Annotated in this window: 19 protein-coding genes; 9 read left to right on the plus strand and 10 right to left on the minus strand. The window is 63.2% G+C overall.

The window, feature by feature from the left end; translation table 11 throughout:
* From BMI91_RS13605 to iscR, 9 genes are all read right to left on the minus strand, one after another.
* On the minus strand, positions 1-594 hold the full coding sequence (locus BMI91_RS13605; protein WP_158522163.1) for a YIP1 family protein: 594 nt from the start codon (positions 592-594) through the stop codon (positions 1-3).
* Positions 594-1,085 (minus strand): Yip1 family protein, encoded by a 492-nt coding sequence (locus tag BMI91_RS13610; RefSeq protein WP_078571056.1) that lies wholly within the window; start codon positions 1,083-1,085, stop codon positions 594-596. Before BMI91_RS13610 ends, BMI91_RS13605 begins: the two co-directional genes overlap by 1 nt.
* Positions 1,086-1,094: 9 nt before the next feature.
* Positions 1,095-2,372: a Fe-S cluster assembly protein SufD gene (sufD, locus tag BMI91_RS13615; protein ID WP_078605431.1), complete on the minus strand. Its 1,278-nt coding sequence runs from the start codon at positions 2,370-2,372 to the stop codon at positions 1,095-1,097.
* Complete coding sequence (gene sufC / locus BMI91_RS13620; RefSeq protein ID WP_075774850.1) at positions 2,372-3,145, minus strand: Fe-S cluster assembly ATPase SufC; 774 nt, start codon at positions 3,143-3,145, stop codon at positions 2,372-2,374. The genes sufD and sufC overlap by 1 nt, the downstream gene beginning before the upstream one ends.
* 9 nt (positions 3,146-3,154) lie before the next feature.
* Positions 3,155-3,469, minus strand: coding sequence for a heavy metal-binding domain-containing protein (locus BMI91_RS13625; protein ID WP_078520716.1), 315 nt, complete (start codon positions 3,467-3,469; stop codon positions 3,155-3,157).
* Positions 3,470-3,533: 64 nt separating this feature from the next.
* Entirely contained in the window at positions 3,534-4,067 is a 534-nt protein-coding gene (locus BMI91_RS13630; RefSeq protein ID WP_078540878.1) for a hypothetical protein, read from the minus strand.
* A 99-nt stretch (positions 4,068-4,166) separates the two neighbouring features.
* A complete protein-coding gene (sufB, locus tag BMI91_RS13635) occupies positions 4,167-5,687 on the minus strand; it encodes a Fe-S cluster assembly protein SufB (RefSeq protein ID WP_078605433.1) in 1,521 nt (506 codons plus the stop codon).
* Positions 5,688-5,705: 18 nt separating this feature from the next.
* The gene (locus BMI91_RS13640; protein ID WP_078605435.1) at positions 5,706-6,749 is read right to left on the minus strand and encodes a cysteine desulfurase family protein; all 1,044 of its coding nucleotides are present in this window, start codon (positions 6,747-6,749) and stop codon (positions 5,706-5,708) included.
* Positions 6,750-6,892: 143 nt separating this feature from the next.
* Positions 6,893-7,351 carry a Fe-S cluster assembly transcriptional regulator IscR gene (gene iscR, locus BMI91_RS13645; protein ID WP_078520720.1) on the minus strand — a complete coding sequence of 153 codons (459 nt, stop codon included), beginning with the start codon at positions 7,349-7,351 and terminating at the stop codon, positions 6,893-6,895.
* Between the two features lie 255 nt (positions 7,352-7,606).
* Here iscR and BMI91_RS13650 point away from each other — a divergent pair, with 255 nt between their 5' ends.
* From BMI91_RS13650 to BMI91_RS13675, 6 genes are all read left to right on the plus strand, one after another.
* On the plus strand, positions 7,607-8,284 hold the full coding sequence (locus tag BMI91_RS13650; protein ID WP_078540872.1) for an alpha/beta hydrolase: 678 nt from the start codon (positions 7,607-7,609) through the stop codon (positions 8,282-8,284).
* Positions 8,284-8,547: a hypothetical protein gene (locus BMI91_RS13655; RefSeq protein ID WP_198453180.1), complete on the plus strand. Its 264-nt coding sequence runs from the start codon at positions 8,284-8,286 to the stop codon at positions 8,545-8,547. The genes BMI91_RS13650 and BMI91_RS13655 overlap by 1 nt, the downstream gene beginning before the upstream one ends.
* On the plus strand, positions 8,544-8,981 hold the full coding sequence (locus BMI91_RS13660) for a hypothetical protein (RefSeq protein ID WP_078605437.1): 438 nt from the start codon (positions 8,544-8,546) through the stop codon (positions 8,979-8,981). Before BMI91_RS13655 ends, BMI91_RS13660 begins: the two co-directional genes overlap by 4 nt.
* Positions 8,978-9,568, plus strand: a complete 591-nt coding sequence (locus BMI91_RS13665; protein ID WP_078550295.1) for an HD domain-containing protein — start codon at positions 8,978-8,980, stop codon at positions 9,566-9,568. Before BMI91_RS13660 ends, BMI91_RS13665 begins: the two co-directional genes overlap by 4 nt.
* Before the next feature lie 146 nt (positions 9,569-9,714).
* Positions 9,715-11,919 (plus strand): NADP-dependent isocitrate dehydrogenase, encoded by a 2,205-nt coding sequence (locus tag BMI91_RS13670; RefSeq protein ID WP_078605439.1) that lies wholly within the window; start codon positions 9,715-9,717, stop codon positions 11,917-11,919.
* A 91-nt stretch (positions 11,920-12,010) separates the two neighbouring features.
* Positions 12,011-13,225, plus strand: a complete 1,215-nt coding sequence (locus tag BMI91_RS13675; RefSeq protein WP_078605441.1) for an NADP-dependent isocitrate dehydrogenase — start codon at positions 12,011-12,013, stop codon at positions 13,223-13,225.
* A gap of 275 nt (positions 13,226-13,500) precedes the next feature.
* On the opposite strand, the gene BMI91_RS13680 is transcribed toward BMI91_RS13675, so the two are convergent.
* Positions 13,501-13,722 (minus strand): hypothetical protein, encoded by a 222-nt coding sequence (locus BMI91_RS13680; protein ID WP_078540864.1) that lies wholly within the window; start codon positions 13,720-13,722, stop codon positions 13,501-13,503.
* Positions 13,723-14,147: 425 nt separating this feature from the next.
* Between BMI91_RS13680 and BMI91_RS13685 the strand changes: the two genes are divergently transcribed.
* The 3 genes from BMI91_RS13685 to BMI91_RS13695 all read left to right on the plus strand — a co-directional run bounded on the left by BMI91_RS13685 (position 14,148) and on the right by BMI91_RS13695 (position 15,886).
* Complete coding sequence (locus tag BMI91_RS13685) at positions 14,148-14,765, plus strand: YitT family protein (RefSeq protein ID WP_078601380.1); 618 nt, start codon at positions 14,148-14,150, stop codon at positions 14,763-14,765.
* A 119-nt stretch (positions 14,766-14,884) separates the two neighbouring features.
* Positions 14,885-15,532 (plus strand): YitT family protein, encoded by a 648-nt coding sequence (locus tag BMI91_RS13690; RefSeq protein WP_078521032.1) that lies wholly within the window; start codon positions 14,885-14,887, stop codon positions 15,530-15,532.
* An 18-nt stretch (positions 15,533-15,550) separates the two neighbouring features.
* Positions 15,551-15,886: a DMT family transporter gene (locus BMI91_RS13695; protein WP_078520728.1), complete on the plus strand. Its 336-nt coding sequence runs from the start codon at positions 15,551-15,553 to the stop codon at positions 15,884-15,886.
* Positions 15,887-15,931: the final 45 nt, after the last annotated feature.

Below are 15,931 nucleotides of genomic sequence, written 5' to 3' on the forward strand. Positions count from 1 at the left end.
TCAGAGTGACGCGGGGTCTGCGGGCATTTGCACGAGGCCGGTCGACACCAGCACGATCCCCGCGATCATCGCCGAGCCCAGAAAGGTCAGGATAACCCCGAAGCCGGTCGCCACGGGGTTTTCGAACCCGTGCAGAACCATCGTGAACTGCACCAGCAAGTAGAACATCAGCGCCACCAGCAGCACCGACATCAGCGTGGCCGAGATCGGGAAGAAGACCATCAGCACGACCTGGATCATCTGACCGATCATCAGAACGAATTCGATCCAGGTCAGAAGCAGCAGCGCATCCGGGAATTTCCCATGCCCGCCAAAGCGTTGGCCGACGAACGACATGGCGAAAGCGCCATAGACCAGAAGCGCGCCCTGCAGCCCCACCACGGTCAGCGGCGGCGTCACCGTGCCGATATCGACCTTGGTGATGAAGCTGAAGACCAGCTGCGCGAGCGTGCCGAGGATTGCGGTCATCACGACCACCAGCACCATCGCCATGAACCGCGCATTGGCGTTCAGATTCAGCCCGATCAAATCACGCGCAACCGATTTCGGATCGGTGAAGCTACGGATAAGCCATTCTTTAAGATCGGGCTGCATCAGTTTGTTTTTCCTTCGAATTCTACCACGCGCAACGCTGCGCCCCATAGCAGGACGAAGGCTACCGTCACAAGCGCGGAGACCAGCGAAAGTTCCCCGCCGCGCCCGATGAACCCCGCCACGAGCCCTTGCAGCAGCATCAGCGGCGAGACCGCCAGAAGCGACCAGAACAGCGCGACCCGCGCACCATACCAGCTTCCCTGCCCGCCGAGGAGCCTCAGCACAAGGTGGCTCAGTGCCGCAATCGCGTAGAAGACGGGCACGGTCGCGAGCAGCGCCAGCACCGTGCCCATCATCAACCCGACCATCGGCTGGTCGGGCATCTCATGGGCGATCCGCGACAGTCGCGGCCATTGCGCGATGAAGATCACGGTCAGCGCCGCAAGCAGGAAGACCAGCGCGCGCGGCTCGGAGGCCGGGCGCGCGAGATGCTCGCGCATCACCACGCGCGGACGCCGATAGCTGCGCCGGATATCGTCTGTCGCGGACATCGCAGCGCCTCAGCCGCGATGGCGTGCAAGCCACCCTTCCAACCGGGTCAGGATCGCATCGCGGAACCGCTCTTCCTCAATCTCTTCAATGGCATCGGCCACGAAGCTCAGAACCAGAAGCGCGGTGGCTTCCTCTTCCGGCACGCCGCGCGAACGCAGGTAGAAGAGCGCGGTCTCGTCGATCGCGCCGGTGGTCGAGCCATGCGAGCACTGCACGTCATCGGCATAGATCTCGAGCTCCGGCTTGGCGAGGAACTGGCTGTTCTCGTCGAGCAGCAGCGACTGGCTGATCTGGTAGCCATCGGTCTTCTGCGCGCCCGGCTTCACGAGGATCTTGCCCTGGAAGATGCCCTCGGCGCCGTTCTTCAGCACTTTCTTGAAGACCTGACGGCTCTCGCCGCGCTCGGCCCCGTGGGTGATGAAGACGGTGTCGTCGTGGTGGAACTTGCCGGTTTTGCCATCGCCAAGAGCTGCACCCGCAACGTGGGCATTCGCGTCGTCGCCCACGATGTCGATCACGCATTCATTGCGCGTCAGCACCCCGTTCGAGGTCAGCGTGAAGCTCTTAAACAGGCCTTCTTCCGCCACGCGGGTGAAGATCGAGGTCACGGCGCGACGCTCGTGATCTCGGCCCTGCACCCGGATGTGGTGGAATTTCGCGCCCTTCGCGACGTCCACTTCCATCAGCTTATTGAAGCGCGCGCCCGCCGGGCCGTTCTCCAGAACCGTGATCTCCGCGCCCTCTTCCAGCTTCACGAGGTGATGCAGGATCGGGTCGGAAGTCTCTGATTCATGGGTGTAAATCAGGCTCACGGGCTTCTCGGCGGCACCGGTCACGCGGATCAGCACACCGTCGGTGGCCGACGCTGTGTTGAGCGCCGCGAAGGGACGCTTCACCGGGTCCTGACCGTTGGCTTCCAGCGTGCCATAGAGGCTGCTGGCCCAGTTCACGTCGGGCGCATCAGCGAGGCGCAGGATCTCGACGCCGGACATCGCCAGTTCGTCGGAGGCCTCGGCATCGAACACGCCGTCGCGGAACACGATCTTCAGACGATCGATCTCGCCGAAGATCTCCGGCTCGTCATCGCTGAACGGCGCTGCGGGCACCGGATCGGGCGCGATGAAATCGGTCGGGTTGGTCCAGCGCCAGTATTCATCGCGACGGCCCGGCAGGCCCATCGCGTTCAGACGTTCCAGGGCGGCGCGGCGTTGCGGCCCGAACCCGTCGGGCAGAGAAACGCGCGCCAGCCGCGTCTCGGCGGGGGTCATTTTCTCGACTGCCGACATTACGCCATCACCTCCGAGATCCCGTGTTTCGCGAGCAGGTCGGCATAGCCGTTCTTCTCGACTTCGAGGGCCAGTTCCGGCCCGCCGGTCTCGATGATGCGGCCATCCGCCATGATGTGGACGACATCGGGTTTGATGTGGTCGAGCAGGCGCTGGTAGTGGGTGATCACGAGGAAGGAGCGGCCCTCGTCGCGCAGCGCGTTCACGCCTTCGGCCACCAGACGCATCGCGTCGACATCGAGGCCGGAGTCGGTCTCGTCGAGGATGCACATCTTCGGCTCGAGGATCGCCATCTGCAGGATTTCATTCCGCTTTTTCTCACCGCCCGAGAAGCCGACATTGACCGGGCGCTTGAGCATATCCGCGTCAATCTTGAGCGATTTCGCCTTGCCGCGCACCAGTTTCAGGAAGTCGCCAGCCGAGATTTCCTCCTCGCCGCGCGCCTTGCGCTGAGCGTTGAGCGCGGTGCGCAGGAAGGTCATATTGCCAACGCCGGGGATTTCCACCGGGTATTGGAACGCGAGGAACAGGCCTGCGGCCGCGCGCTCTTCGGGCTCGGAATCCAGCAGGTCGGTGTCGTTGAGATGCGCCTCGCCTTCGGTGACCTCGTAGCCATCGCGGCCCGAGAGCACATAGGACAACGTCGACTTGCCCGAGCCGTTCGGCCCCATGATCGCATGGACCTTCCCGGACTCGACGCTCAGGTTGACGCCCTTGAGGATCTGCTTGTCCTCTTCTTCCAGTTTGACGTGCAGGTTCTTGATATCAAGCATGGTTCTTCCTCAGGATACGGTTACAGCGGTGCCGGAGGCCGACACCATAAGCATGGATTGGCCGACGACCTCGTAGTCGAGATCGACGCCGACAACGGCATTCGCGCCCAGCTCGCGGGCGCGGTCTTCAAGCTCGCCGAGCGCCGTGGCGCGCGCGTCTTGCAATTTGGATTCGTACGCGCCGGAGCGGCCACCGATGATGTCGGTGACTTGCGCGAAGATATCGCGGACGACATTGGCGCCCATGATGGCTTCGCCCACGACGATGCCATGATAGGTCGCGATCGGGCGACCCTCGATGCTGGGGGTGGTGGTGACGATCATGCGCGCCCTCCCGTTTGGCGACCCATGCGGGCCGCGGCGGGCGCGGGCGCGGGCGCGCGAAGGGTCAGAAGCGGATAGTGGTCTCGGCGTAGCGCAGGGTGCGCGGCTCGAATTGCGCGGTCTGCTGCTCCACCCAGTCGGGCGTGAAGGCGAGCGCCGCCATGTCCGGTTGCCAGAAGGCGATATTGTGCAGCCCCACGAAGGCCAGCGCGACGCCCAGCAGCTGCACCGCCATCAGTTTCACCGAGGCGAGCCGCAGCATCATACCCAGCCCGAAGGCCGTCAGCACTGCCGCAACGACGAGGACCAGATCCGGGTTGGAACCGACTTTCTCGGCCAGTTCCGGCGTCAGAAAACGCATTTTCAGCGCGGTGACGACCATCATTCCGATCGCGCCGACCATCAGCGCCGGCAGGACCTTGAACACGGCCAGCCGCGAGTGACGCGGCTTGGCGATGACCTGACGCAGCATCGCGGAATCGTTGGCCACCCAGGCTTCCTGATCCCCGATATGCAGCTGAATCCGGCCCTTCGCCGATTTCCGCGTTTTCTCGATCCGCGCGAGGCGATCGTTGAAGCTGGCGCTCGATACCGTCATGGCCCTCACCTATCCATTTGGACAGGTTAAGACATGCATAAGAATTATGCCCGAAATGCGGCAGATCCTCGGCAATTTCGATATTTGAGCGCGTGAAGATCACCCGACGCTCCCCTCCAGCGAGATCGCCACAAGGCTTTGAGCTTCCATCGCGAATTCCATCGGCAGCGCCTGAAGGACTTCGCGGCAGAACCCGTTCACGACAAGCGCCACGGCCTCTTCCTCGTCCATCCCGCGGGCGCGGCAATAGAACAGCTGGTCGTCATCGACCTTCGAGGTGGTGGCCTCGTGCTCGACCCGGCTCGAGTTGTTCTTCACCTCGATATAGGGAACCGTGTGCGCGCCGCATTTGTCGCCGATCAGCAGCGAGTCGCATTGCGTGTAGTTGCGCGAGTCGGTCGCTTTCGGGTGCATCGAGACGAGACCGCGATAGGTGTTCTGCGCCTGACCGGCCGAGATCCCCTTGGACACGATCCGCGAACGGGTGTCCTTGCCCAGATGGATCATCTTGGTGCCGGTATCGGCCTGCTGCCAGTTGTTCGCGATGGCGATCGAGTAGAACTCGCCCTGGCTCTCGTTGCCGCGCAGGATGCAGGACGGGTATTTCCACGTGATCGCGGAGCCGGTCTCGACCTGCGTCCACATCACCTTGGCGCGGTCGCCGCGGCAATCGGCGCGCTTGGTGACGAAGTTGTAGATGCCGCCCTTGCCGTCTTCATCGCCCGGGAACCAGTTCTGCACCGTGGAATATTTCACCTCGGCATCTTCCTCGACGATGATCTCGACCACGGCCGCGTGCAGCTGCGCGGTGTCGCGCTTGGGCGCGGTGCAGCCTTCGAGATAGGACACGTAAGAGCCCTTGTCGGCGATGATCAGGGTGCGCTCGAACTGCCCGGTATTCTCCGCGTTGATGCGGAAATAGGTCGACAGTTCCATCGGGCAGCGCACGCCCGGCGGCACGTAGACGAAGGAGCCGTCCGAGAACACGGCCGAGTTCAGCGCTGCGTAGAAGTTATCCGCCTGCGGCACGACCGAGCCGAGATATTTCTTAACCAGCTCCGGGTGTTCCTGGATCGCTTCCGAGATCGAGCAGAAGATCACGCCCGCCTCGGCCAGCTTGTCCTTGAAGGTGGTGCCGACGGAAACGGAGTCGAACACCGCGTCGACCGCGATCTGGCGATCGTCGAGGTTGATGTCTTCCGCACCTTCGACGCCCGCGAGGATCATCTGTTCCTTCAGCGGAATGCCGAGCTTTTCATAGGTCGCGAGCAGCTTGGGATCGACCTCGTCGAGCGACTTGGGCTTCTCGACCATGCTTTTCGGGCGCGCGTAGTAATACTGGTCCTGAAAATCGATTTCCGGAACCTTCAGCAGCGCCCAGTTCGGCTTGGGCATATCTTCCCAGCGCGAGAACGCCTGCAGACGCCATTCCGTCATCCACTCGGGCTCTTTGTTCTTATCCGAGATGAGGCGGACGATATCCGTGTTCACGCCTTTGGGCGCGTATTCCATCTCGATATCGGTGTCCCAGCCGTATTTGTAGGTGCCCATATTCTGGACGGTCTCGACCGTCTCGCGATCGACGCCTTCACGTACTTCCACCTGATCAACGCCCGCCATATCCGGCTCTCCCATCTCTTACCCGCGCCGTGCGCGGTGTTTCGCTTCGCATTTCAGCCAGTGTTCGGCGAAACGCATGACATCTTCTTCGCGGCTCTGCGGCCCCAGCGAGACCCGCAAGGCCGATCCCGCCTCGGTTTCCGAAAAGCCCATCGCGACCAGCGCAGCAGAGCTTTTGACCTTCCCGCTCGAACAGGCGGAGCCTGCGGAAACCGCGAACCCGCCCAGGTCCATCTGCATCACCTGCGTCTCGCCCTTCCAACCGGGCGTGATAAAGCAGGAGGTGTTCGGAAGCCTGTGCGATTCATTCCCGACAAAAATAGTCTCGCTTGCCCGATCCGCAATGGCGTTTTCTAGAATGTTTCTAAGTTTTTCGATCTCGCGCCAGATTCCGCCCTCAAGATCACGCGAGGCGGCTTCGGCTGCCGCACCGAAGCCCGCAATGCCGATCAGGTTCTCCGTGCCGGCCCGCCGACCCATCTCCTGACCGCCACCTTTGAGCTGCGCCGCGATATCCGTTCCGCGCTTGACGATCAGCGCGCCCACGCCCTTCGGCCCGCCCAGCTTATGCGCCGAGACGATGCCGCAGGTGGTGCCGAGCCAGTTGAACGCAAACGGGATCTTGCCGAAGCCTTGGGTGAGATCGCTCAGATACAGCCCCTCGGGCAGTTCCTGCACCACGCCGGTCTCGGAATTGGCCAGCTGCAGGGCCGAGTTTGCCGGATCGGTGACGGTGATCCGCCCTGCCCGATCCACAGGCAGATCCTCGATGCACCAGCTGCGGATCGCATCATGCTCGACGCCCGCGCAATGCACCTCGCGCCCCGCCAGCGCCAGCGCCGCCGCCTCGGTCGCGCCGGAGGTGAAGATCACATCCTGCCCCTCGGCCCCCAAAGCCGCCGCGATCTGAGCGCGCGCGCGCTCCATAAGCGCTTTCGCCGCGCGCCCTTCGGAATGGACCGAGGACGGGTTGCCCACCACATCCATCGCTTCGATCATCGCCTGACGGGCTTCTGCCCTCAGCGGCGTTGTCGCGTTCCAATCGAGATAGCTGCGCGCCATGATACGCTCCGCTTGGTTAAATGTCGGATACCTGCGGCGGGGATAGGGCAGCCGCGCCCCAGAAGAAAGGGCGTGCCTTCGACTTGGCAAAAATATCCCCCGCGGAGCGTCCGCGAGAAGCCATCACGCCCCGGCGGTCGGAGTTACTCGTCGACGACCGAAAACAGGCTCGGCACCGCCGGACAGGGTTTCATGCGGTTCTTCACCACATCATCCAGCGTCGTCTGGTGCAGGAAGACGAAGACCTGCGCCGACAGGCTCTCCCACAACCGGTTCGCCATCGACTGCGCCCGCGAGCCCGAAATCGCCCCTGACGCGCCAGCGCCGACATGCATCGCCGAGACGGTCTCATCCACGGCCTCGAAAATCTCCGAGATGCGAATTTCCGACGGGCAGCGCGCGAGACGGTAACCGCCACCCGGGCCGCGCACCGAATTCACCAGCCCCGCCCGGCGCAGCCGCACGAAGAGCTGTTCCAGATAGGGCAGCGAGATATCCTGACGCTCGGACAGCGCCGCCAGAGAGGTCCGGCTGCCTTCGCCCGCCAGCGCCAGATCGACCAGCGCGACCATCGCGTAACGGCCTTTCGTCGACAGTTTCATGCACCCTCCTCGGCCCGAGACCCATCCGAACCCGTATTTAGCCGAAAATCGGCCCGAAAACACCGCCCGCGCAGGAGTGAATCATTGCTAAAGCATTGACGCAAGCGCGAGGGCCGATTACCTCCACCAATGCCCGATCTCCCGGCATGGCGCCGGGGGAGGCTTTCTCCTAGGCCAGCCGCGCCGACCCGTCAAGAAAGGCAGGAGCGCAGGCGCCCAAGGAACCCAGAGCTGGCGCAATAAAAACGAGAGACGATGCCCGAAGTCATTTTTCCCGGTCCCGAAGGTCGCCTCGAGGGGCGCTACCACCCGCAGCCCGCACCCGACGCGCCGATCGCGATCATTCTGCACCCCGACCCGCAATTCGGCGGCACGATGAACAACCGCGTCGTCTACAACCTGCATTACGCCTTCTTCAAAATGGGCTTCACCGTTCTGCGCTTCAACTTCCGGGGCGTGGGCCGCAGCCAAGGCGAATACGATCAGGGCGTGGGCGAATTGTCCGATGCCGCCTCGGCGCTGGACTACCTGCAGACGATGAACCCCAACTCGAAGCATTGCTGGGTCGCGGGCCATTCCTTCGGCGCGTGGATCGGCATGCAGCTTCTGATGCGCCGTCCCGAGATCACCGGCTTCATCTCCGTTGCCCCGCCCGGCCCCTCGTCGCCCGGCCCTGGCAATTACGACTATTCCTTCCTCGCGCCCTGCCCGTCCTCGGGTCTGATCATCAACGGCACGAACGACCGGATTGCGCAGCCCAAGGAAACCGAGCAACTGGTCTCCAAGCTGCAGGAGCAAAAGGGCATCACGATCACCCATGAGGTCATCGAAGGCGCGGACCACTTCTTCAAGAACGAAGAAGCCCATATGCAACCGATGATCGACACGGTTCAGACCTATGTCCGCCGCCGCCTGACGGAGGGCACGCGCTAATGGCGCTGATCGACGAACTTGCTGAAAAGCTCGCCACCGACACGATGGAGGCGATGCGCAAATACGACGACGAACGCCTCTTCATGGAGGTGAGCAACTATATCGGCACGTCGTCGCCCTCGCTGCAGGAGGCCTATATCACGGCCTGTCGCCTGCATATGGCCGAGCAACGTGGCCGCGAATTCTTCGAGCGCAAGCTGGTGGAATTGGAAAAGCGGGCGCAGGCTGCGGCGAAGACACCGGATTCCGGGACCGGGTCATGAGCCTGGGGGCCGCGCGCGTCGTTTTCGCGGCAGCCCTCTCCCTCGCCCTGTCGCTGATCATCGCGACAGCCTTTCATGCAAGCCACATGATTTGCGACGGAGAGTGGGACGGCGCGTCGTCGCGCGGCGCGGCGCTGGTCATGGGCCTCGGCGAACTCCTCGCGAACCCGATGCATCTGATCCTCGTTGTGGCTCCGCTCTGGCTGGGCTGGACCGGGTTGTTGCTCGCGGCCGCGAACCGCGCGATCCCGCCGGTTCTGGGGATGGGCATCGTCGTCTTCTCGATCCTCGCCACGGTTCTGTTCTACGCCTTCGCGGCGCCGAACCTCGACTGTTCCGGCTATACCGACCGCGCGATGAGCTGGCGCGCTGGCGGTCTTTTCGCCTTCGTGGCGCTGCTTTTGCTTCTGCCCCGGCTCTGGAGACGTACATGACCCGGCTCGATCAGCAATTCACCTTCCTGGCCGAAGCCGAGAAACTGAAATCGGTGACCCGTGCGACGCCGATCCACGACGCCTCGCGCCCCGAAAACTCGGGCGAGCATAGCTGGTCTCTCGCGCTCTATGCGCTGACACTGGCCGAGCAGGCGCCCGAAGGCGTCTCGATCGACCGGGTGATCCGCATGCTTCTGCTGCACGATCTGGTCGAGATCGACGTGGGCGATGTGCCGATCCATTCCAAGGGCGGCACGGCTCATGGCGCGGAAGACATCCTGAAAGCAGAAGCCGCCGCCGCCGAACGTATCTTCGGGTTGTTGCCCGGGGATCAGGGAGCGCAGATGCTGGCGCTCTGGCAGGAATTCGAGGCCAACGAGACCCCCGACGCGATCTTCGCGAAATCGCTCGACCGGGTGCAGCCTGTGCTGCTCAACCACCAGTCGGGCGGTGGCTCGTGGATCGATTACGATGTCAGCTTCACCCAACTCGAAGAGCGCATCGGCACCAAGATCGCCCGCGGCGCGCCTGCGGTGTGGGACTGGGTACGGGATCGGGTCGAAGGCTGGTTCGCCGCGCGCAGCTAAGCCACACTCGGCCCTCGCCCCCTATTCCGAGGCGTTCCTCCGGGATTTCGTGGAACCTTCGTATACAATCGCATACCGTCTAGCCAAGCGCATCTGAATCGGGTAAGAGGCAGCAAACCGAGGCTTCAACCGAAGAGGGCTGTGCCATGAGCGACAAGAACACTCCTGACATCATTTACACCAAGGTCGACGAGGCCCCGGAACTGGCGAGCGCATCGCTGCTGCCGATCGTGCGCAAATTCGCGCAAGCGGCCGGGATTTCGGTGGGTACGAAAGATATCTCGCTCGCGGGCCGTATCCTCGCCACCTTCCCCGAAGCGCTCACCGAAGAGCAGCGCCAGTCGGACGATCTGGCCTGGCTCGGCGATTACGTGAAAACGCCGCAGGCGAACGTCATCAAGCTGCCGAACATCTCGGCCTCGGTGCCGCAGCTGGTCGCCGCAGTGCGCGAGCTGCAAGGCCAGGGCTACGCCCTGCCCGACTACCCCGAAGAGCCTAAGACGGATGAGGAAAAAGCCGTCCGCGCGAAATACGACTCGATCAAGGGCTCGGCCGTGAACCCGGTGCTGCGCGAGGGCAACTCCGACCGCCGCGCTGCCGCCGCCGTGAAGAAATTCGCGCAGAACAACCCGCACCGCATGGGAGAATGGACCGCCGACAGCAAGACCCGCGTGGCCACCATGTCGGAAGGCGATTTCTTCTCGAACGAACTCTCGGCCACCCTGCCGAAAGCATCCACCGCAAAGATCGTTCTGGAAGGCGCCGATGGCGAGACCGTTCTGAAGGACGGCGTGAGCTATCCCGAAGGCACCGTGGTCGATGCGACCTACATGTCGGCTGACAAGCTCGACGCCTTCCTCGCCGAGGAAATCAAGAAAACCAAGGACGAAGGCGTCCTGTTCTCGCTGCACATGAAAGCGACGATGATGAAGGTCTCCGACCCGATCATCTTCGGTCATGCGGTGAAGGAATGGCTCAAGCCGGTCTTCGAGAAATACGGCGACAAGATGAAGTCGCTCGGCGTCGATCCGGCCTCGGGCATGGGCGACCTGCTGGAGCGCGTCAAAGGCGAGCCGGAAATCCTCGCTGCGATCGAAGAGGTCCGCGACCAGCGCCCGCCGATGTATATGGTGAACTCGGACAAGGGCATCACCAACCTGCACGTGCCCTCCGATGTCATCATCGACGCCTCGATGCCCGCGCTGATCCGCGCCGGCGGCAAAGGCTGGGGCCCGGACAACAAGGAGCACGACTGCGTCTGCGTGATCCCGGACAGCTCCTACGCACCGGTCTACGATGCGACGATCGAGTATTTCAAAGCCAACGGCAAACTGAACCCCGCCACCGCAGGCACCGTTCAGAACATCGGCCTGATGGCGCAGAAAGCCGAGGAATACGGCTCGCACCCGACCACCTTCGAGATCCCGACCGACGGCACCGTGAAGATGGTGCTCGACGACGGCACGGTCCTGCATTCGCATGACGTGAAGAAGGGCGACATCTGGCGTTCGGCCTCGGCCCGCAAGGCGCCGATCGAAGACTGGGTGAACCTCGCCATCGACCGTCAGAAAGCGACCGGCTACCGCGCAATCTTCTGGCTCGACGAGACCCGCGCCCACGATGCGGAACTGATCTCCTTCGTGAAGCCGATCCTCGAAGCCAAAGGCGTGGCCGACAAGTTCGAGATCATGGCCCCGCGTGAGGCGACCATCGCCTCGCTCGAGACCATCACCAAAGGCGAGAACACGATCGCGATCACCGGCAACGTGCTGCGCGACTACCTGACCGACCTGTTCCCGATCCTCGAACTCGCCACCTCGGCCAAGATGCTCTCGATCGTGAAGCTGATGCAGGGCGGCGGTCTGTTCGAGACGGGCGCTGGCGGCTCGGCACCCAAGCACGTCCAGCAGCTGGTGGAAGAAAATCACCTGCGTTGGGACTCGCTGGGCGAATTCTGCGCCCTCGGCGAGAGCTTCAAGTTCTTCGCCGACCAGACCGACAACGCGAAAGCGCGCGTGCTGGGCGAAACCGTGGAGACCGCGACGCAGGGCATTCTCGACAATGACCGCTCGCCCTCGCGCAAGGTCGGCGAGCCCGACAACCGCGCCAGCCACTACTGGTTCGCCCGCTACTGGGCCGACGCGCTGGCGGCGCAATCGAGCGATGCCGAGCTGGCCGCCGAATTCGCCCCCATCGCCAAGGCGCTGGCCGATGGCGAAGCGAAGATCGTAGCCGAACTGGCAGAGGTTCAGGGCAAGCCCGCCGATATCGGCGGCTACTACCACGCCGATCCGAAAAAGCTCTCGGCGGTGATGCGCCCGAGCGAAACGCTCAACGCCATCATCGGCTGAGAGCACTGAGACAGAAGGGGCGGCGCGGGCCGCCCCTTTCGATTCCCGGCCTCCCCGGAACACAAACCCGTGAATTTTGGAAGGAACGCGCATGACCAAGATCAAGGTAGACAACCCCGTCGTCGAACTCGACGGCGACGAGATGACCCGCATCATCTGGGACTTCATCAAGCAGAAGCTGATCCTGCCCTATCTCGATATCGACCTGAAATATTACGACCTCGGCATCGAGAGCCGCGACGCGACCGACGACCAGATCACCGTCGACGCGGCCGAGGCGATCAAGCAATACGGCGTCGGCGTCAAATGCGCGACGATCACCCCCGACGAGGCGCGGATGGAGGAATTCAACCTCAAGCGCATGTATCGCTCGCCCAACGGCACGATCCGCAACATCCTCGGCGGCGTCATCTTCCGCGAGCCGATCATCTGCAAGAACGTCCCGCGCCTCGTTCCGGGCTGGACCAAGCCGATCGTCGTGGGCCGTCACGCCTATGGCGACCAGTACAAGGCCACCGATTTCCGCTTCCCCGGCAAGGGCACGATCACGCTGAAATTCGTGGGCGACGACGGTGAGGTGATCGAGAAGGAAGTGTTCAAGGCCCCCGACGCAGGCGTCGTGATGGGCATGTACAACCTCGACAAGTCGATCATCGACTTCGCGCGGGCCTCGCTGAACTACGGCCTGCTGAAGGGCTGGCCGGTGTATCTCTCGACCAAGAACACGATCCTCAAAGCCTATGACGGGCGCTTCAAGGATCTGTTCCAGCAGGTCTTCGAGGAAGAATTCGCCGAGAAGTTCAAGGACGCGGGCATCTGGTACGAGCACCGCCTGATCGACGACATGGTGGCGAGCTCGCTGAAATGGTCGGGCGGCTATGTCTGGGCCTGCAAGAACTACGACGGCGACGTGCAGTCGGATACGGTCGCGCAGGGCTTCGGCTCGCTGGGCCTGATGACCTCGATCCTGATGACGCCCGATGGCCAGACGGTGGAAGCCGAGGCCGCCCACGGCACGGTGACGCGTCACTACCGCCAGCATCAGCAGGGCAAGGAAACCTCGACGAACTCCATCGCCTCGATCTTCGCCTGGACCGGTGGCCTGAAGCACCGCGCCAAGCTCGATGGTAACGCGCAGCTCCAGACTTTCGCGGAAACGCTCGAGAAGGTCTGCGTGCAGGCGGTCGAAGACGGTCACATGACCAAGGACCTCGCGCTACTCGTCGGCCCCGATCAGAAATGGCTGACCACGATGGGCTTCCTCGAGAAGATCGACGAATACCTGAACAAGTCGCTGTCGCTGTAAAGCGCGCGAAACGGGTTGAGGAAGGCGGGGATCTCCCCGCCTTTTTCATTTGGCGAGGCGGTTGGCTCCTGACTGGTACGGGGCGACCAGCCCCGGGCCGCGCCCGACCTCCCCCTAGGGAGGGCGCATTTGGACCGTCATCGCAGGCACAACCGGCATTCGAGCTTGCGAGATAAAACGCCAAACCACGAACGAGGCACAGCGCCCACCCGAGGTTGGGCGCGTCCCTCATCTCCTTGGATGGGCCGGGCGCATCAAACGCCCGGCCCTTTCGCTTACCGCATCATGCTCCACGGCTCTGGCGGAGGTTCGGCGGGCCCGAGCCCGATATCTCTGCGCAAGTGGTCGCTGAGTTGCCCCGCATCGAGCGGGCGTGGCTTGCCGCCACGCGCGATCAGCGCAAACAGCGCCGCGCGGAGAACTTTGCCTGCGCCGAACTTGGCGATGGCGGCTTCGATGGTGAACGCGTCGCTCGGACGCTCGAGAGTCTGGATCATGTCATGTCCCGGCGCGGGACTCCGCCCGCAACCGGCCTTTCTTCTACTGATGTGAAAGAAGACCCGACGGGGACCGCGAGAATGCAGCCAGGATGCGTCGCGAAAGGATCGGGACGCGGAAATCGGGTCAGTTTGCGGGAGTGGAGCCTAGGCTCCGGGGCGTATCGGGAAGGTCAGTCCTGGCGTCGTGCGACGCGAGTGGTGACCGAAAAGCCGATACGGGTTTCGCACTGCGATGCGAGGGCTTGGCGATATGACATCATGGCGGCCCTCCTCTTGTCTTGGGCATTGCGAATGGCGCCAATTGGCCCGATCCAGCAAGCGGCGGCAACTCACGCGACTGTGATCCGCAGGTATTCGAGCACCTCTGTTGCCGATGCGCCTCAGTTCTTGCGCTTGGCGTTGCCTCGTGGCATCTGAGCGCCATGAGCGACACCCGTATCCAAGACCCGCACCGCCACACCCTGCCCGAGGACACCCAAGGGCTTCTCACCGGCACTTTGTTGGTGGCGCTGTCGGTGTCGCTGCTGCATGGCGCGGGGCTGTTCACCGGTCAGATCGCGGGCCTGTCGCTGGTGCTGTCTTACGTCACCGGCTGGAGCTTCGGCGCGATCTTCTTCACGCTCAACCTGCCCTTCTACTGGCTGGCCTTCCGCCGGATGGGCGCGCGGTTCACGGTGAAGACGGTGCTCTCGGTCGCACTCCTATCCGGATTTACCGAAATATTCCCGCATCTTCTGAGCTTCGCCATCCTCCACCCCGGTGCTGCCGCCGTGCTGGCAGGCGTGACCGCAGGCGCGGGCCTTCTGGCGCTGTTCCGCCACGGCGCGAGCCTTGGCGGCGTGGGGATCGTGGCGCTTTACCTGCAGGACAAGACTGGCTTCAAAGCGGGCCGCACGCAGATCCTGTTCGATTGCGGCGTGTTCCTCTTCGCGCTCTTCGTGCTGCCGCTCGACAAGGTGCTGTGGTCGCTGCTGGGCGCGATGGTTCTGAACGTGATCATCCTGATCAACCACCGCCGCGACCGCTATATCGCCACCTGATCCGGGCGTGATCTGCGGGCAACGGGTCCGCGCACCCTGCCCCGACCCTTTCGCGCGATGCAAAGCCGACCTGCGCCCAGCGATTTGGTAGGTCAGCTATTATGCCCTATTATTGGGTCATGACCACTGACGCACATATCACCGCCGACCAGATCGCAGCCAAAGAGGCAACCCGTCCGCATTACTCGAAGCTCGAGGATCTGCAGGGCCTTGTCGTGGCCGCCGCACAGGCCGCGCTGGGGATTCACCTGCTGCGCGCCGCAGGCCTCGTGACCGGGGGCACCGCAGGAGCCGCGCTGATCCTGTCCTATATCACCGGGTTCAGCTTCGGGGTCGTGTTCTTCGTGATCAACATCCCCTTCTACGCCTTCGCCTATTTCGCGCGCGGCGCAGGCTTCGCGCTGAAAAGCCTCGTGACCGTGACGCTCGTGTCGCTGATGGCCGAGGCGCTCAAACCCGTCCTGCATGTTGCCGAAATCCACCCCGCCGTGGCCGCCGTTCTGTTCGGCATCTCGGCAGGCGTAGGCCTTCTTGGCCTCTTCCGCCACAAGGGCAGCCTCGGCGGCGTCTCCATCGTCGCCGTGATCCTGCAAGACAAGTTCGGCTTCCGCGCTGGCTGGACGCAGCTGATCCACGACCTGTGCCTGTTTGTCATCGCGAGCTTCATCCTTGCGCCACCGCTGGTGCTCTACTCGCTTCTGGGCGCGCTGGTGCTGAACTTTATCGTCGCGATGAACCACCGTCGCGACTGGTATATCGCCGAGTGATCCGGCAGACTGCCGGACATGTTCAACACCTATCTCTTCCTGCTCATAGCGGTCGCCTTCGAGACCTTCGGCTCGGCCTGTCTGCAGGCGAGCCAGCAATTCTCGCGGTTCTGGCCGACGGTGGGCGTCGCGGTGGGCTTCATCGGCGGGCTCTATTTCTTCACGCTGGTGCTGAAAGTGCTGCCGCTCGGGATCACCTATGCGCTGTGGTCCGGGATCGGCATGGTGCTGATCGCGGGCGTGGGCTGGCTGATGTTCAATCAGCGGCTGGATTTGCCCGCTCTGATCGGGATCGCGCTGATTCTGACGGGGATCATCGTGATCAACCTGTTCTCGAAATCGCATTTCCACTGACGTGATGCCGCATCGCGGCGCGATTGCCGCGCTGGGGGCTAGCCG

It is taken from the genome of Thioclava sediminum (genome assembly GCF_002020355.1).
GTDB classification, from domain to species: domain Bacteria; phylum Pseudomonadota; class Alphaproteobacteria; order Rhodobacterales; family Rhodobacteraceae; genus Thioclava; species Thioclava sediminum.

Coding starts and splice junctions, on each gene's coding strand:
- BMI91_RS13625 (WP_078520716.1), bottom strand. CDS start 3,469: ATGATCGTCACCACCACCCCCAGCATCGAGGGTCGCCCGATCGCGACC.
- BMI91_RS13665 (WP_078550295.1), top strand. CDS start 8,978: ATGACCCGGCTCGATCAGCAATTCACCTTCCTGGCCGAAGCCGAGAAA.
- iscR (WP_078520720.1), bottom strand. CDS start 7,351: ATGAAACTGTCGACGAAAGGCCGTTACGCGATGGTCGCGCTGGTCGAT.
- BMI91_RS13660 (WP_078605437.1), top strand. CDS start 8,544: ATGAGCCTGGGGGCCGCGCGCGTCGTTTTCGCGGCAGCCCTCTCCCTC.
- BMI91_RS13670 (WP_078605439.1), top strand. CDS start 9,715: ATGAGCGACAAGAACACTCCTGACATCATTTACACCAAGGTCGACGAG.
- BMI91_RS13685 (WP_078601380.1), top strand. CDS start 14,148: ATGAGCGACACCCGTATCCAAGACCCGCACCGCCACACCCTGCCCGAG.
- sufB (WP_078605433.1), bottom strand. CDS start 5,687: ATGGCGGGCGTTGATCAGGTGGAAGTACGTGAAGGCGTCGATCGCGAG.
- BMI91_RS13610 (WP_078571056.1), bottom strand. CDS start 1,085: ATGTCCGCGACAGACGATATCCGGCGCAGCTATCGGCGTCCGCGCGTG.
- BMI91_RS13695 (WP_078520728.1), top strand. CDS start 15,551: ATGTTCAACACCTATCTCTTCCTGCTCATAGCGGTCGCCTTCGAGACC.
- BMI91_RS13640 (WP_078605435.1), bottom strand. CDS start 6,749: ATGGCGCGCAGCTATCTCGATTGGAACGCGACAACGCCGCTGAGGGCA.
- sufC (WP_075774850.1), bottom strand. CDS start 3,145: ATGCTTGATATCAAGAACCTGCACGTCAAACTGGAAGAAGAGGACAAG.
- BMI91_RS13630 (WP_078540878.1), bottom strand. CDS start 4,067: ATGACGGTATCGAGCGCCAGCTTCAACGATCGCCTCGCGCGGATCGAG.
- BMI91_RS13680 (WP_078540864.1), bottom strand. CDS start 13,722: ATGATCCAGACTCTCGAGCGTCCGAGCGACGCGTTCACCATCGAAGCC.
- BMI91_RS13655 (WP_198453180.1), top strand. CDS start 8,284: ATGGCGCTGATCGACGAACTTGCTGAAAAGCTCGCCACCGACACGATG.
- BMI91_RS13690 (WP_078521032.1), top strand. CDS start 14,885: ATGACCACTGACGCACATATCACCGCCGACCAGATCGCAGCCAAAGAG.
- BMI91_RS13650 (WP_078540872.1), top strand. CDS start 7,607: ATGCCCGAAGTCATTTTTCCCGGTCCCGAAGGTCGCCTCGAGGGGCGC.
- BMI91_RS13605 (WP_158522163.1), bottom strand. CDS start 594: ATGCAGCCCGATCTTAAAGAATGGCTTATCCGTAGCTTCACCGATCCG.
- BMI91_RS13675 (WP_078605441.1), top strand. CDS start 12,011: ATGACCAAGATCAAGGTAGACAACCCCGTCGTCGAACTCGACGGCGAC.
- sufD (WP_078605431.1), bottom strand. CDS start 2,372: ATGTCGGCAGTCGAGAAAATGACCCCCGCCGAGACGCGGCTGGCGCGC.